Source organism: Cupriavidus sp. U2 (assembly GCF_009663685.2).
In the GTDB taxonomy this organism is placed as follows: Bacteria; Pseudomonadota; Gammaproteobacteria; order Burkholderiales; family Burkholderiaceae; genus Cupriavidus; species Cupriavidus necator_C.
Genome location: NZ_RCOG02000002.1, coordinates 1 through 15,631, shown reverse-complemented (window position 1 = coordinate 15,631; position 15,631 = coordinate 1). Strand labels below are relative to the sequence as shown.

The following is a 15,631-nucleotide window of genomic DNA, read 5'->3' as shown; positions in this document are numbered from 1 at the left end:
GAACGCGGCTGGGACGCCGCTGGTGTGTGGGTTGTGGATTTGCTGCAACGCCGCACCGGCTGGCTTGTCTGTCGCATCGATCCCCCAAGGGAAAGACAAAGCCCCATTCATGAACGAGCCACCGATTGTTGTGATCTATGCGCATCCCGCGCCCCGACGCTCGCGCGTCAACCATCCCCTTGCCGAAGCCCTTGCCGAACTGCCCCATGTGGCAGTGCGTGAGCTCTACAAACTCTATGTCGACTACGACATCGACGTCGTAGCGGAACAGCGGCTGCTATCGACCGCCGAAACCGTGGTGTTGCTGTTTCCGGTGCGCTGGTACAGCGTGCCGGCGCTGATGAAGCTCTGGCTCGACGACGTGCTCGAATTGGGTTGGGCCTACGGTCCGGGCGGCACGGCGCTGCGCGGCAAGTCGATGCTGGCCGTGGTCAGCGCGGGCGGCCAGGCCGATGCTTACGGTCCCGACGGCGCCCACGGCCATCCGATCGGCGATTTCCTGCTGCCGCTGGAGCAGACCGCCCTGCAGTGCGGCATGAGCTGGATGCCCCCGGTCGTGCTGCACGATGCCGACCGCGCCGACACCGACGCCGTGGCGCTGCACATCGAACATGTGGCGCGCCACCTGACGGCCCCGCCGCTGCCCCCGGAAACACAGGAATGGCCGGCATCCGAGGTCAGCGGGGAGGACGCGCAATGAACCAGCATGACTTCCTGATTGCCCTGCTGGTGTTCCTGGTGGCAGCCGTGGTGGCCGTGCCGGTCGCGCGCCGATTCCAGCTGGGCGCGGTGCTGGGCTACCTGATCGCGGGTGCCGCCATCGGGCCGTTTGCCTTGCGCCTGGTGACCAACGTCGAGTCGATCCTCCATTTCTCGGAGTTCGGCGTCGTCCTGATGATGTTCGTGATCGGGCTCGAACTGGAGCCGCGCAAGCTCAAGGCGCTGAAGCAGAGCATCTTTGGCTACGGTTCGATACAGATGACGGCGTGCGCGCTGGCCATCGGCATTGTTGCGGCGCTGTTCGGCGCGCCCTGGCAGGTGGCCATCGTCGCCGGACTGGGCCTGGCGCTGTCGTCCACGGCGATTGCGTTCGCCACGCTGGCCGAGCGCAACCTGATGCAGACCGGCGCCGGCGCCGCCAGCTTCGGCATTCTGCTATTCCAGGATATCGCCGCGATTCCGATGATCGCGCTGTTGCCGCTGCTGGCCGCGGACGGCGCAGGTGCCACGGCCCACGGCCCGGAGAACTGGCAGACCGCCGCCAAGGCGGTGGCCGTGATTGGCGCGGTGGTCGTGGGCGGCCGCTACCTGGTGCGGCCGGCCTTGCGCGTGATTGCCCGCACCGGCATGCGCGAGATGTTCACCGCGTTTTCGCTGCTGCTGGTGGTCGGCATCGCGCTGATGATGGACGCCGTGGGCCTGTCGATGGCGCTTGGCACCTTCGTGGCCGGTGTGCTGCTGGCGGACTCGGAATATCGCCATGCGCTGGAGGCCGACATCGAGCCATTCAAGGGCCTGCTGCTCGGACTGTTCTTCATGGCGGTGGGCATGTCGATCGATTTCGGCATCCTTGCCCAGCAGCCCGGCAAGGTGATGGGCTTCGTGGCGGCGTTCGTGCTGATCAAGACGGCGGTACTGACGCTGCTCGCCAGGCGTTTCCGGGTGTCGCGCGGCCAGTGGCTGCTGTTTGGCCTGCTGATCTCGCAGGGCGGCGAATTCGCGTTCGTGGTGTTTGCCGAGGCGCGCACGGTCGGCCTGCTGCCCAAGGAAACCGAGGCGCTGCTGGTGCTGATCGTGGCGCTGTCGATGGTGGCCACGCCGCTGTTGCTGCTGCTGTTCGACCAGTTGCTGGCGCCGCGTCTGAACGCGATGTCGAAGCGGCCCGACGACGAGATCACCAATCATCACAATCCTGTGATCATTGCCGGGTTTGGCCGTTTCGGCCAGATCATCGGGCGCCTGCTGTATGCGCAGGGCATCGGCGTGACCGTGCTCGACCATGATCCCGATCAGATCGAATTCCTGCGCCAGTACGGCTTCAAGATCTTCTATGGCGATGCCACGCGCATGGATCTGCTCGAAGCGGCTGGCGCCGGCGAGGCGAAGATCCTGATCGTGGCCATCGAGGACCTGGACGACAACCTGGGCCTGATCGACAAGGTGCGCCACCGCTGGCCGGACCTGAAGATCTACACGCGCGCGCGGCATGTGTCGCACGTCTACCAGCTTATGGACCGCGGCATCGGCATCGACAACTACGAGCGCGAGATGTTTGAAGGTTCGCTGATGCTGGGACGCAAGGTGCTGGAGGGACTGGGCTTTGACCGGGTGGAGGCGCGCAGCGTGGCGCTGCGCTTCCGGCGCCACAATATCGAGGCCATCGACCGTTTCTACCCGTACTACAAGGATCAGAAAACGCTGGTCTCGATGGCCAAGCAGGCGCGCGACGAACTGGAGGAGATGTTCCGCCAGGACCGCGACCAGCGGCGCAAGCTGGAAGATGCCGAATGGTCCTGAGGTTGCCCCGGCAGCCGTGCGCCAGGCCGGCCTGACTGGCTCAGCGGGCGCCCGGCATGCCCGGTGCCAGGCCGTGTTCGAGCAGCCCGACCACCATCTCGGCGAACGCCGCGTAGGACAGCCGGCCACCGGGCTTGAGCCAGGTGAAGGTCCAGTTGATCATGCCGAACACGGTCATGGTCAGCGCCGTCTGGTTGTCGCGTGTCACGCGCTCCGGATAGGCGCGCTGCAGCAGTCGGGCGAACGCCGCCACCACGTCGCGCTCGCGTTGCAGGATCTGGTCGCGCTGCTCCTCGGCCAGAAACTTCACATCGTTGATCAGCGCGATATGGCGCGTTTGCGATGTCTCGTATTCAGCCAGGAAGGCGCGCAGCAGATGGCCGAATGTCTCGCGATGGTTGCGCGACTGGCGCGTGCCTTCGGCCTCCACATCTGTGACGATCTGCATCAGCTGCCGGGTGTAGCGGTCCAGCAGGTCGAACAGGATCGCTTCCTTGCTCTCGTAATAGTGGTAGAGCCGGGCCTTGGACGTGCCGCAGGCCGCAGCCAGGTCGGCCATCGAGGTGCTGGGGTAGCTGGAGGCGGCAAAGGCGGCGGCCGCCAGGTCGAGAATCTGTTCGCGTTGCGCCTCGAAATCGGGCGCCTTGGTTCGTGCCATAGGGGTCGGATCGATCCGCCTGTTGTTCTGTTATCGGTACGGCGTCAATCGGTGTGGGCGGCGAGAGGGTTGCGGCGGATCTCGCACGATTCGAGGCTTTGCGGGTCGCCGCGCAGCGCCAGCGGCCCGGTGCTGACCAGCTCGCGGCAGCGCCAGAAGACGAACCAGTCGCTGGCCAGCAGGCCTTCGATGGCACCCATCACGCTGCCCACCACCTGCGCGGCCGGCGTCCAGTCGTCCGGGGCGCGCTCCAGGATCACGTCGTCGACGTTGTGATAGGCCGCCGGCACCAGCGTATTGCCCTTCCACAGCCGCACATCGGCGTTTTCCTTGACGTTCTGCTGCCACTCGTAGCCAAGCCGGCCCAGGCGCAGCACCGAGACCGGCGCGATCGTCGAAAAGCGACGTGCCAGGCGGGCGGACGGATACATGCCGATGGCGGTCAGGCTGCCGTGCGTGGGGGCTTCCAGCTCGCGCAGGTCCATCGCCACTTCGTTGATGCGCTGCGGGGCCTGATAGAGGTGGAACACCACCCGGCGCAGCATCAGCTGGTCCGATGCGCTCTGGCCATGCCAGATGGCCACTTCCATGTCGTCGCGACGCAGTTGCTGGAGCTGGTCCAGCGCCTGGCGCATCTCGGCCCCGAAGTCGATATCGGTGTGCGGCGCCACGCGCTGCCAGAAGCCCGAGCGGATCAGGCCGGTACTGTCGATATCGGCGATCGGGCCCACGGCAAGATCGTCGCGCAGGACGACCACCGGGTCGGGCCGGGCAGCCTGGGCCAGAGCCTGGCGCAGCGTGTTGCCCGCGACATCGCCGTTGACGACATGTATGTATTGCATGACCGTGATTGTATAGGGTGCGACGGGTGCCGGACCTCCGCATGCGGCCGCCGCCACCGCCGGCAGGCGGCCGCCCGGCGGGCGATGCGACGCATGAAGCGTGTTCCGCCATTGTAATCACGGTGCGACGCCGGCCGGGCATCGGCGGCTGTCTGACATGTGGGATTCCCGCCATAGGCTCGACACCCTTGACATCGGTCAGCCCCGCTGGTCGGCCCTTACCGTTCGTCGTAGCTGACCACCACCCGGGGCGTCAGCGCGCGCGCCTGGCATGTCAGGACAAAGCCCTTTTCCATCTCCCACGGTTCGAGCGTGTAGTTCTTTTCCATTTCGACCTTGCCCTCCAGCACCTTGGCGCGGCAGGTACAGCAGACGCCGCCCTTGCAGGCATAAGGCAGATCCAGCCCGGCGGCCAGCGCGGTGTCCAGCACTTTGCCATCGGTCAAAGGCAGGCGCATCTTGTGCTGCTTGCCGTCCAGCACCACCACCAGTTCGGCGGTGCCTGCCTGGTCGGCATGGGCGGGCGGGGCCGGGCGGGGCTGGGTCAGCGGCACACCGAATCGCTCGGCGTGGATCCGGTGCGGGTCCAGCCCGGCGGCCTTGAGGGCCTCCTCGACTTCGTCGATCATCGACGCGGGGCCGCACACGAAGGCAGCGTCGATGTCGTCCACGGGCAGCAGGGTCTGCAGGAACGCGGTCACGCGGTCGCGGTCGAGCCGGCCATGCAGCAGATCCACCTCCTGCGGCTGGCGCGACAGCACGTGGTACAGCGTGAAGCGCGACAGATACTGGTTCTTCAGGTCTTCGAGCGCTTCGGAGAAGATGATTGAATCGACGCTGCGGTTGCCATAGACCAGCGTGAAGCGGCTGCGGGGCTCCCGGGCCAGCGTGGTGCGGATCAGCGACAGCACCGGCGTGATGCCGCTGCCGGCCGCAAAGGCCACGTAGTGGCGCGATGCATCGGGATCGAGCGGCACGTGGAAGCGGCCATCGGGTGTCATGACGTCGAGCACCTGGCCGACGGCCACGGTGTCATGGATCCACGTGGAGAATACGCCGTCGTCCACCAGCTTTACGGCCACGCGCAGTTCGCCGTGATCGTCGTAATCCTGCACGCCGCAGCAGATCGAGTACGAGCGGCGCAGGTCCTTGCCCTCGACGGGCGCCTTGATCGTCAGGAACTGGCCCTGCGTGAAGCGGTAGGCATCGCGCAGGTCCGGCGGGACATCGAAGGCAATCGAGACCGTGTCCGGCGTCTCGGGGCGAACCTGCGCCACGCGTAGCGGATGGAACTGTGGGGTCATGGGCCGGCGGTGCTCAATAGGGTTTGAAGTAGTCGAACGGCTCGCGGCAATCCAGGCAGCGGTAGAGCGCCTTGCAGGCCGTGGAGGCAAAGCGCGACAGCTCCTGCGTGTGGACGCTGCCGCAGCGCGGGCATGCAATGGCCGGCGCCTGCGGCTGGCGCGGCACGAAGCGCATTGGCTGGACGTTGCCACCGTGCGCGGCCGGGCTGGCGCATTGTCCCGGCGGCGCGATGCCAAACGTACGCAGGCTGGCGCGGCCGGCTTCGGTGATCCAGTCGGTGGTCCAGGCCGGTGCCAGTACGGTGCGCACGCGCCACGGTGCCAGGCCGGCTGCTTCGAGCGCGCGGCCGGCGTCTTCCTCGATCTGCGACATCGCGGGGCAGCCCGAATACGTGGGGGTGATGATGGCCTCGATGGTCTGGCCGTCATCGGCCATCGCCACGTCGCGCAGGATGCCGAGGTCACGGATCGACACGACCGGGATCTCGGGGTCGGGCACGGCTTCCAGCGCGGCCCAGGCGCGGGCCAGCCGGTCTTCGGGCGAAACCGCGGAACCGGCGGGCGTGGAGCCGTCGCCGTGGGTGAATGTCGGCGCGAATGTCGGCGCGAATGGCGATGCCGGAGCCCGTGTCATCGGTGCGGGAACGGTGCGCATGGCCGGCCTCGCATTACCACTGCGCGCCCGGATGGGCCCGCGCCAGCCCCTGCAGTTCGGCCAGCAGGTAGCTCATGTGTTCGGAATGCACGCCGTGCTTGCCGGTGGACACGAAGGCCGACGGCGCCGGGCGCCGCAGGGTGGCGTCATCGAGCGTGGCGGCAACGGTGGCCTCCCAGGCCGCGCGCAGGCTGGACGTCAGCACGCCCACGCCCTGCGCAGCCACTTGCTGCTCCACCGCATCATCGACGAAGCACTCGTTCATATAGGGCAGCAGGTGATCGAGCGCCCGTTGCATGCGCGCGTGCGACGCATCGGTGCCGTCGCCCAGGCGCACCACCCAGTCGGCGGCATGGTGCAGGTGGTAGCGCACCTCCTTGGCCGACTTTGCCGCAATGGCCGCCAGCTCGGTGTCGGTGCTGAGCGCCAGCGCCGGCCAGAGTTCGGCCATCAGCGCGCTGTACAGGAAGTTGCGCATGAGGGTGACCGCGTAGTCGCGGTCGGCGCGCGCCGTGCCGGCCAGCGGGCCGTGGTGCGGCAGTTCCTGCAGCGTCCAGTTGCGGAATTCCGGTTCGCTGCGCCAGTAGGCGTAGTCGTCCTCGTGGCGCACGCGGCCAGTCAGCCGGCCTTCCAGCGCGCCGGCGTGGCTGTACAGCAGGCGTGCCTGGCCGATCAGGTCGAGGCTGATATTGGCCAGCGCGATGTCTTCTTCGAGCACCGAGCCGTGGCCGCACCATTCGGCGTTGCGCTGACCCAGGATCAGCGCGTTGTCGGCCAGGCGCAGCACGTATTGCAGGGGGGCCGTCTGCGCCAGCGGCAGGCGTGCCAGGGCGATACCGTCGGCTACGTTGGGTTGCGTCATGGGGCCGGCCTTACATATGGTTCACTTCGTCGGGCAACTGGTAGAACGTGGGGTGGCGGTAGATCTTGTCGGCGGCCGGGTCGAACAGCTCCGCCTTTTCGGCCGGCGCGCTGGCCGTGATGGCCGCCGACGGCACCACCCAGATCGACACGCCTTCCTGCCGGCGCGTGTAGACATCGCGCGCCATGTGCAGCGCCTGCTGCGCGTCGGCGGCGTGCAGGCTGCCGCAGTGCTTGTGTTCCAGGCCCTGCTTGCTACGGACGAAAACTTCCCACAGCGGCCATTCCTTTTGTTGCGTCATGGTGGTCTCCGGGTCAGGCCGCCTTGGCCGGGGATGCGCGCCGGGCGCGCTTTTCGGCATGGGCCAGCGCCGCCTCGCGTACCCAGGCGCCGTCTTCGTGCGCCTTCACGCGCGTGGCCAGCCGCTCGCGATTGCAGGGGCCGTCGCCGTTGATCACGCGCCAGAATTCTTCCCAGTCCAGCGGGCTGTAGTCGTAGTGGCCGCGCTCGTCGTTCCAGACCAGGCCGGGGTCGGGCAGCGTCACGCCCAGCACCCTGGCCTGCTCGACGGTGGCATCGACGAACTTCTGGCGCAGGTCGTCGTTCGAAATGCGCTTGATGCCCCAGGCCATGGTCTGGGTGCTGTTGGTGGACGCCGCGTCCGGCGGCCCGAACATCATCAGCACCGGAAACCACCAGCGGTCCACGGCGTCCTGCACCATGGCGCGCTGGGCTTCGGTGCCGCGCATCATGCTCAACAGCGCGTCAAAGCCCTGGCGCTGGTGGAACGACTCTTCCTTGCAGATGCGGATCATGGCCCGCGCGTAAGGGCCGTACGAGCAGCGGCACAGCGGGATCTGGTTCATGATCGCCGCGCCATCCACGAGCCAGCCGATCACGCCGACGTCGGCCCAGGTCAGCGTGGGGTAGTTGAAGATCGACGAATATTTGGCGCGGCCGCTGTGCAGGCCATCGAGCAGGGCGTCGCGCGATGCATCGAGCGTTTCGGCCGCACTATATAGATAGAGGCCGTGGCCGCCTTCGTCCTGCACCTTGGCCAGCAGGATGGCCTTGCGCTTGAGCGACGGGGCGCGGCTGATCCAGTTGCCCTCGGGCTGCATGCCGATGATTTCCGAATGCGCATGTTGCGAAATCTGCCGCACCAGCGTCTTGCGGTAGGCCTCGGGCATCCAGTCCATCGGCTCGATCTTGGCGTCTTCGGCGATGCGCGCGTCAAAGGCGGCCTGCCGTGCGGCCTGGTCGGCGTTGGCCGATGTGGGCCCATGCTGCGGCTGGCCTGGCAGGTCGAGGCTCTGTGTGTACATCACGTCTCCTTGACTTTCGTCTTTGGCGGGGGCCGACCTGTTTGTGGTGCGCTGGCGCGGCCGGGAACGGCGCGGACTGTTGTGGGGTCGGTCAGTCGGCTAAATATAAATATAAACCGACTGGTCGGTCAATTTAAGAGTTTTACGATGGACACGTGGATTCGGCGCCACGTGTAGTATCGAGCTTCCACGTCTTAATGGAGGGCAAAGCTATGTCGAGCAAGGCTTACGGCAAGATCGCGGTGGCTGTGGATGGCAGCAGCACGTCGGATCTGGCACTGCAGGAGGCGATTCGGGTGGCCAGCGGCGGCGGCACCGTGCTGGCGCTCTATGTGGTCGACAACGGCGTGATGCTGTTCGATGCGGGTTTCTACGATCCCACGCAGATCGAACGGGCCTATGTGGACAGCGGCAAGAAGGCGCTCGAGGCCGCCAGCCGGGTGCTCGGCAATGCCGGCGTGCCCTTCGAGACGAAGCTGGTGACCGATCCGGCCGTGATCGGCGACATCGCGGGATCGATCAATGCGGCCGCCAGCGAATGGGGCGCGGACCTGCTGGTCATCGGCACCCATGGCCGCCGGGGCGTACGTCGTCTGGTGCTGGGCAGCGTGGCCGAGGCCGTGATTCGCCAATCGACGACGCCGGTGCTGCTGGTGCGCGGCAAGGCATCCGCCGATTGATCGTTGACAGGTAGTCGTTCCGGGCGCCGCCGGCGCGGAGGTCAGCCGGCGAACCGGAAATGGCCGCCGCGCAGCACGATCTCACGGGCTTCGGTCAGCTCGAATAGCGTTTCCGCGAGCTGTTCGATACGCCTGCGGTTGCTGGTGAAGGCGCGGACGAGATCCTCCTCGCGTGCCGATTGCGCCCCGCAATAGGCTTCCAGTGCTTCTGCCGTGACCGAGTATTGCGACCGGGTGCCGTTCACGGTGGCGGGGCAGGACAGCGTCAGGCTGGCCCCGCAGTAGGTGGGAACGGCGCTGGGGAAGGTGATATCGACCATGGCGTGCCTCGTCTTGCCGGGAACGGGGAAATCGCGGATATCCGTTCAATATAGGCAATCGCGGTGGCCTGGCAAGTGGGCAGGCCCGTGTCTCAGGGCAAGCCCCGATCCGCTGCGTCAGCCGGCGCGCGCGCCCGGCAGCCGGACGCGCCCCGCCTCGGCCTGCTCGGCCGCCAGCGCGCGCAGGTGGGAAACGGTTTGATGGGCGCTATCGATATGCGCATCCGCGTAGGTGCACTGTTCGGCCAGGAAGTGCTCGAACGGGGCATCGGACGGCGTCAGCGGCGCCATGCGCGCGGAGGCAATCGCGGCACTGACCCCGGTACGGCCCGGCCGAACGGCCACTTCGGCCAGGCGGGCTTCCAGATCGGTGAGCAGCGATTGAATGGCGGCACCGGGCGCGGCATGCACTTCACCCGATTCCGCGCCCGCCCGGACCAGGCCGGCCAGCGACGCCATGCGTCGCGCCGTGACATGCAGGGCGGCATGGGCCGCGCCAAGGCGTGGGTCGAGGTCTGCGGCGCACTGGGCCAGCGTGTCTTCGGCACGAGTGGAAGCCCTGCCGGCCGCCACGCGCAGGGCTTCCAGCCGCATGCGGGCCGGCGTGACGCTGCGGGCGGTGCTGATTGCGGCACGCAGGTAGACGGCATTGACGGACAGCGCGTCCAGGCTGTGCCGGTACGCCCGCGACAACTCGGCGCGCGGGGCCAGTATGTAATAGCTGGCCAGCGCGATCAGGCATCCGATGGCCGTATCCATGCCGCGCAGCGCCGCCACATGGCTGCTGCTCGACGCGGGCTCGCCCAGCCACGAAAACAGAATGACCGCCGGCGTCAGGCAGAATGCGAAGCCGCCGGCGCTGCCGGCCAGCCGCAGGGCGTAGGCGGCGGCCAGGAACATGGCGCTCAACCCGAGCGCCAGTGTCGGGCTTGGATGGGCCAGGCCCACCAGGCAAGCCAGCAGCGCGCCAGCCAGCGAGCCGGCAAAGCGGTGGAACGAGATCTGCCGCGTGGTTTGCAGGCGCGGACTCAATACCATGATCACCGTGACAGCCACCCAATAGCCATGGTCGACCTGCAGCAGTTGCGATGGCAGCAGGCTCAGGCCGCCGGCAAACGCCATCCGCAGCGCATGTCGCGTGATTCTGGCATCACGTGCGGCGATATCGGCAAGCGTATGGCCGATCCGGTCGACGATGCCGGCCAATCCGGCATTGGGCCAGGCAAACGATTCGCGCCAGCGATCGAACGATGGATGCTGGGCCAGCGCCGCGAGGGCGGACTGATAGGCCGGCGGGGCGCCGGCGTTGGCGCGCTGGCCGATCAGCCTGCGCACATCGCGATCGAGCATGGCGCTCAGGGCGGGCAGGTCGGGCGCATGGCGGGTCAGCGCCTGCCGTACCTGCGCCTGCGTATCGGCCAGGCAGCGCGCGGCATACACCAGGGGCAGGCTGTGCTGTCCGCCCGCCCGCTCGCGCAGTTCGCCAGCGACGATCAGCAGCGCAAAGATGGCGTCCGCCACCGTTACCGCGTAGGCGTAGTGCAGCATGCCGACCGGATCGACCATGCCGCGCCGGCCCATGACGGCGGCGCGCGCGGCTTCGATCCGCAGGCGGATTTCTTTCTTGTATAGCGAGGTGTCTTGCACCCCCGGCGCCGCCAGGTGCTCGGCAAAGCGCCGGAGCGCATCGTAGACGGCGGTGATCTCTGGCCGGGGCCGTGCATCGCGCTGCGAGGGAATCAGCACCAGCGAGATCAGGCACGCAAACACGCCGCCGCGCAAATAGTCCACACCGGCCGTCCAGGCATGAACCAGCACCGACGGCTCGGCCACTGGCTGCAGGCACGCCGCGATCAGCACGACATAGAGCAGCTTGAAGCACAGCGCGGCGGCGGGGCCTCGTATTTCCGCCAGACCGGCGACCAGGCCCGCGCAGACCACGACCGCCAGCGCGATCAGCGGCGACGACGCCAGGCTGGCACCGAGCACGCTGGCCGCCGCCCCGCCGATCCCCACCGCGCCAAGCCCGCGCATGCGAGCGCCGGCCGTGCCTTGCCGGTCTGCCAGACACGTCCAGATCGAAGCCGTGGCCGACCACAGATAGCCGTTGTCTCCCGTCAGCCAGGCAATGCCGGCCAGTGCGAAAAACGAAACGGCATAGACCACGCCGCGCTGCAGGAACGCGGAATCGGGCCAGAAGGAGAGGGAGCGCGGGACGCGGCGCATGGTCGGGGGCGTTGGAGTGGACGTCTCAGGGTGAGTACGGAGTCCACTCTACGGGGACTATTGCTGCGTCGCAACATTTCCATGAATCCGGCCGTCTTTGCCCGGCAACTGTGCGGTATCGCACCAACGGCGGGAAATGTGACGCAGGTCGGTGCAATTGTCACATTTCCGAAGTTCTACGATTGAAAGAACTTCGGTCGGGGCGGGATTCCCCGGATTTTGGGTAAAAAAAACCCGCGCAGGTTGTGCGCGGGTTGGAATCCACCGAGGTGGTGGAGGAGACAGACTTCACTATACACGACTTGTTGCGACGCACCAGGCGGCATCGAAAAAAATGACTGCAAGCCAGCACAATCACCGTTGTTGTCGTACAACAAGGTCGGGAACGTCACCGAAACAGGTAGGCGATCCACACTGCGGCACCCATGCCGACGACGTCGGCGAACAGGGCGCAGCCCAGGGCGTGCCGGGTATTTCGCACATTGACGCTGCCGAAGTAGACCGCCAGCACATAGAAGGTGGTTTCCGTCGATCCCTGGATGATGGCGGCAAGCCGCCCCTGGAAGGAATCCACGCCGTAGGTGGTCATCACATCGACCATCAGGCCGCGGGCGCCGGCTCCGGACAGGATCTTCATCAGCCCGACAGGCAGTGCCGGCACAAAGTCGGTGTTGACCCCCAGCCACGTAAAGCCGGCGGTCAGCCCCTGCATGACCACGTCCATGCAGCCGCTGGCCCGGAAAAGTCCGATCGCCACCAGGATCGCGACCAGATAAGGAATGATCTGCACGGCCACGCTGAAACCTTCCTTGGCGCCGTCGATAAAGGCATCGTAGACATTGACGCGGCGAAGCGCGCCGCACACCAGGAACAGCGTGATCAGCGACAGGATAAAGCCGCTACCCGCCAGCGCCGTCATCTGGCTGACCTGATCGGGCGGGGCGTGCCGCAGCCAGGCGAACAGGCCGGCCACGGCAACGCCCGCCACCGCAAAGGCGGCCAGCACGGCGGGCTTGAGCAGGTTCAGTCGCTGGACCCACGCCACGGCCAGCAACCCGGCCAGGCACGACGCGCCCGTGGCCAGCAGCGTGGGCAGGAAGATGTCGGCGGCATTGAAATTGACCAGCCCCTGCTTGACGGCCATGGCCTGGCGAATGGCGATGACCGAGGTCGGAATCAGCGTCAGACCGGCCGTGTTCAGCACGATGAACATGATCTGGGCGTTGGTCGCCGTGTCCGGCTGCCGGTTCAGCGACTGCAGTTCGCGCATCGCGTTCAGGCCCAGCGGCGTGGCCGCGTTGTCCAGCCCCAGCATATTGGCGGACACATTCATCATCATCGCGCCCTGCGCCGGATGCCCCTGCGGCACGCCCGGGAAGAAATGGCGCAGCAACGGGTTCACCAGTCGCGCGAACAGGTCGATGACTCCGGCGCGTTCGCCAATCCGCATGATGCCGATCCACAGGCTCATCACGCCGACCAGGCCGAGAGAAATCTCAAACGCGGTGCGGGAGCTGTCGAAAAGGCTGGTCAACAGGGCGGGGAACACCGTGGTGTCGCCACCAATGAGCCGCACACAGGCGGCCAGGAAGGAAAGTAGGAAGAATCCGAGCCAGACGAGGTTCAGTGCCATCGACGTAAATAAGGCCAGTGGAGGGCTTCGCCACGTGGGTCGCGGCGAAGCCCAGCATCATAGCCTGCCGGTCTCACGCGATGTCGGCCCCGCGTTCCGCCAGCAACGCGCGCAGGATCGAGCGATGGCAGTGCGACGCATCCTCGCAATAGCAACCGAGCGAGAAATTCGTCTGATGGGAGAAGGCGGCCAGCAGATCGAGCGTGCGGCTGGCATCGGGCTGGGCCATCTCGGCACGAAAGTGCTTCTCGAAGGCGCGCCATGCCTTGGCATCGTTGGCAGCCTGGGCTGCCAGGGCTTCCGACACCAGTTCGGCGGACGGCGAGAGCACGGGATACCAGACATCGTAGAAATCCCGGCTGGCGAATTCGGCTTTCGGCACCCCGCGCGGTGGGCGGCGCACGGTGCCCATGCGCAGGCCTTCGCCCTGGGTGCGCGGTTCGCCGAGCCTGACGATGCGGATGGTCATCGGAAATTCTCCAGAACTACGCCGTGACGGCCTGCTGCAGCCCGAGGTCGTGAATCATGGTGTCACGCATGACAAACTTCTGCACCTTTCCCGTCACGGTCATCGGCATTTCTTCAACGAAGCGGATATAGCGCGGAATCTTGTAATGCGCGATCTGGTCGCGGCAGAAGGCACGGATATCGTCCTCGGTGGCGGTCTGTCCGGGTTTGAGCACGATCCATGCGCAGACTTCCTCGCCGTATTTGGGGTCGGGCACGCCGAACACCTGTACCGCCTGAACTTTGGGATGGCGGAACAGGAATTCCTCGATCTCGCGCGGATAGATGTTCTCGCCGCCACGGATCAGCATGTCCTTGACGCGTCCGACGATGTTGCAATAGCCGTCCGCATCGATGGTGGCCAGGTCGCCTGTATGCATCCAGCCGTCGCGGATGGCCTCGCGCGTGCGTTCGTCGTCGTCCCAGTAGCCCCGCATCACGGAGTAGCCGCGCGTGCAAAGCTCGCCGGTCTCGCCGCGCGGCACGATGTCGCCCGTGGCATCGACCACCTTGCATTCCAGGTGCGGCTGGACGCGGCCCACCGTGGCCACGCGCTTGTCGAGCGGATCGTCGGTGGCGCTCTGGAACGACACCGGGCTGGTTTCCGTCATGCCGTAGGCAATGGTCACCTCCGCCATATGCATGTCAGTGACCACTCGCTTCATCACTTCGATCGGGCACGGGGCGCCAGCCATGATGCCGGTGCGCAGGGTAGAGAAATCGAACTGGCGGAAGTCCGGATGATCGAGCTGGGCGATGAACATGGTCGGCACGCCATGCAGCGCGGTGCATCGCTCGTCGGAAACGGCCTGCATGGTCGCCAGTGGATCGAACGCCTCGCCCGGAAAGACCATGCAGGCGCCGACTGACACGCAGGCCAGCACGGACAGGACCATGCCGAAGCAGTGATATAGCGGGACGGGAATGCAAAGGCGGTCGGCGGCACCCAGGCGCATGGCCATGGCAACGAAGCGGCCGTTGTTGACCACGTTGTGATGGGTCAGCGTCGCGCCCTTCGGGTTGCCGGTGGTGCCGCTGGTGAACTGGATATTGATCGCGTCCTGGGCATCCAGCTGGCGGGTGACGGTATCGAGCGCGCCGCGTTCGGGCGGCTGCAGCAGGCTGGCATAGTTGAGCATGCCGGGGGTCGGGTCTTCCCCCAGACGAACCACTGACTTTAGATGGGGCAGGCGGGCGGCGCGCAACTGTCCGGGCGTCGCATCGGACAATTCCGGTGCCAGCGCCTGCAGCATGCCTAGATAGTCACTCGACTTGAACCGGGTCGCCGTGATCAGCATCCGCACGCCAGCCTTGTTTAGCGCGTATTCCAGCTCTGCGTGACGGTAGGCGGGGTTGATGTTGACCAGGATTGCGCCAATCCGGGCGGTCGCGAACTGCGTAACCAGCCATTCGGCGCGGTTTGGCGACCAGATGCCTACGCGGTCGCCGGGGGAGATCCCCCTGGCCAGCAGGCCGGTGGCCAACTGATCGACCTGATCGGAAAATTCCCGCCAGGTCCAGCGTATGGACTGCTCCCTGAAGATCACTGCGTCACCGTCGGGGTTTGCCGTGACGGCGCGCGCCAGTAGCGCGGGGATCGTATCGTCGGACAGCGGGATATCGGTCGCACCAACCACGTATGAACGGTCGATGGGCACGGATTGCGTCATGGGTGTCTCCTTCAACAGCGTCTTCTGATAGGTTGGCTGCCAGCTTAGGACAGTTCCGAAACCAAGGCTGTCTTCCCCGTGACAGTTGGGCCGATTCGGGCGCTTTGAACTTTTCGCGGAAAGCGCTTGCGCCCCCGGCCAATCCCATCTAATATTCGCCCCCTCGCAACACAAAGCGCGCTGCAAACGCAGCAGCGACAACGGTTGCGGGGTTGGCAGGAGGTTGGCGTTGCGAAGTTCGCGGCGCCGGCCGGCAGAAAAAAGTTCTGCAAAAACTGTTGACGAAACGTTGAATGCTCTGCATAATCTCGTTTCTCCGCTGCGACAAAAGACGCAGCGACAGCGAACGGCAAAGCCGGTCGCTCGGGTTCTTTAACAAACAAACAACCGATAAGTGTGGGCGCTTGATGGCGAACGCCACGGAGCTTCGGC

16 protein-coding genes are annotated in these 15,631 nt (G+C 66.2%); 3 read left to right on the top strand and 13 right to left on the bottom strand.

All coding sequences use genetic code 11. The features are described 5' to 3' along the window. Positions 1 to 109 precede the first annotated feature (109 nt). Together kefF and kefC are read left to right on the top strand one after the other, a co-directional pair. On the top strand, positions 110 to 700 hold the full coding sequence (kefF, locus tag D9X30_RS01640) for a glutathione-regulated potassium-efflux system oxidoreductase KefF (protein WP_153946429.1): 591 nt from the start codon (positions 110 to 112) through the stop codon (positions 698 to 700). After that, positions 697 to 2,517 (top strand): glutathione-regulated potassium-efflux system protein KefC, encoded by a 1,821-nt coding sequence (gene kefC, locus D9X30_RS01635; RefSeq protein WP_153946430.1) that lies wholly within the window; start codon positions 697 to 699, stop codon positions 2,515 to 2,517. The genes kefF and kefC overlap by 4 nt, the downstream gene beginning before the upstream one ends. 40 nt (positions 2,518 to 2,557) lie before the next feature. Here the strand turns inward: kefC and D9X30_RS01630 are convergent, their stop codons facing one another. From D9X30_RS01630 to paaA, 7 genes are all read right to left on the bottom strand, one after another. Continuing rightward, the gene (locus D9X30_RS01630) at positions 2,558 to 3,175 is read right to left on the bottom strand and encodes a TetR/AcrR family transcriptional regulator (RefSeq protein WP_153946431.1); all 618 of its coding nucleotides are present in this window, start codon (positions 3,173 to 3,175) and stop codon (positions 2,558 to 2,560) included. A 44-nt stretch (positions 3,176 to 3,219) separates the two neighbouring features. Further along, complete coding sequence (locus D9X30_RS01625) at positions 3,220 to 4,017, bottom strand: DUF1835 domain-containing protein (protein ID WP_153946432.1); 798 nt, start codon at positions 4,015 to 4,017, stop codon at positions 3,220 to 3,222. A gap of 218 nt (positions 4,018 to 4,235) precedes the next feature. Next, positions 4,236 to 5,321: a 1,2-phenylacetyl-CoA epoxidase subunit PaaE gene (gene paaE / locus D9X30_RS01620; RefSeq protein WP_153946433.1), complete on the bottom strand. Its 1,086-nt coding sequence runs from the start codon at positions 5,319 to 5,321 to the stop codon at positions 4,236 to 4,238. Positions 5,322 to 5,334: 13 nt separating this feature from the next. Then, the gene (paaD, locus tag D9X30_RS01615) at positions 5,335 to 5,976 is read right to left on the bottom strand and encodes a 1,2-phenylacetyl-CoA epoxidase subunit PaaD (RefSeq protein ID WP_228770801.1); all 642 of its coding nucleotides are present in this window, start codon (positions 5,974 to 5,976) and stop codon (positions 5,335 to 5,337) included. Between the two features lie 13 nt (positions 5,977 to 5,989). Next, positions 5,990 to 6,838, bottom strand: coding sequence for a 1,2-phenylacetyl-CoA epoxidase subunit PaaC (gene paaC / locus D9X30_RS01610; protein ID WP_153946434.1), 849 nt, complete (start codon positions 6,836 to 6,838; stop codon positions 5,990 to 5,992). Between the two features lie 10 nt (positions 6,839 to 6,848). Continuing rightward, positions 6,849 to 7,139 (bottom strand): 1,2-phenylacetyl-CoA epoxidase subunit PaaB, encoded by a 291-nt coding sequence (gene paaB, locus D9X30_RS01605; protein ID WP_153946435.1) that lies wholly within the window; start codon positions 7,137 to 7,139, stop codon positions 6,849 to 6,851. A gap of 13 nt (positions 7,140 to 7,152) precedes the next feature. Further along, a complete protein-coding gene (gene paaA / locus D9X30_RS01600) occupies positions 7,153 to 8,163 on the bottom strand; it encodes a 1,2-phenylacetyl-CoA epoxidase subunit PaaA (RefSeq protein ID WP_153946436.1) in 1,011 nt (336 codons plus the stop codon). Between the two features lie 212 nt (positions 8,164 to 8,375). Between paaA and D9X30_RS01595 the strand changes: the two genes are divergently transcribed. Then, positions 8,376 to 8,843, top strand: a complete 468-nt coding sequence (locus D9X30_RS01595; RefSeq protein ID WP_153946437.1) for a universal stress protein — start codon at positions 8,376 to 8,378, stop codon at positions 8,841 to 8,843. Between the two features lie 41 nt (positions 8,844 to 8,884). On the opposite strand, the gene D9X30_RS01590 is transcribed toward D9X30_RS01595, so the two are convergent. The 6 genes from D9X30_RS01590 to D9X30_RS01565 all read right to left on the bottom strand — a co-directional run. Next, the gene (locus D9X30_RS01590) at positions 8,885 to 9,163 is read right to left on the bottom strand and encodes a DUF1488 family protein (protein ID WP_153946438.1); all 279 of its coding nucleotides are present in this window, start codon (positions 9,161 to 9,163) and stop codon (positions 8,885 to 8,887) included. A gap of 117 nt (positions 9,164 to 9,280) precedes the next feature. Continuing rightward, complete coding sequence (locus D9X30_RS01585) at positions 9,281 to 11,389, bottom strand: FUSC family protein (protein ID WP_153946439.1); 2,109 nt, start codon at positions 11,387 to 11,389, stop codon at positions 9,281 to 9,283. A 388-nt stretch (positions 11,390 to 11,777) separates the two neighbouring features. After that, positions 11,778 to 13,022 carry a spore maturation protein gene (locus D9X30_RS01580; protein ID WP_153946440.1) on the bottom strand — a complete coding sequence of 415 codons (1,245 nt, stop codon included), beginning with the start codon at positions 13,020 to 13,022 and terminating at the stop codon, positions 11,778 to 11,780. Between the two features lie 73 nt (positions 13,023 to 13,095). Next, complete coding sequence (locus D9X30_RS01575) at positions 13,096 to 13,491, bottom strand: DUF488 domain-containing protein (RefSeq protein WP_153946441.1); 396 nt, start codon at positions 13,489 to 13,491, stop codon at positions 13,096 to 13,098. A gap of 16 nt (positions 13,492 to 13,507) precedes the next feature. Then, positions 13,508 to 15,199, bottom strand: a complete 1,692-nt coding sequence (locus D9X30_RS01570) for an AMP-binding protein (protein ID WP_153946442.1) — start codon at positions 15,197 to 15,199, stop codon at positions 13,508 to 13,510. 148 nt (positions 15,200 to 15,347) lie between these two features. Beyond that, positions 15,348 to 15,631 (bottom strand): hypothetical protein (locus tag D9X30_RS01565; protein WP_228770802.1); only part of this gene is annotated, 284 nt, incomplete at its 5' end.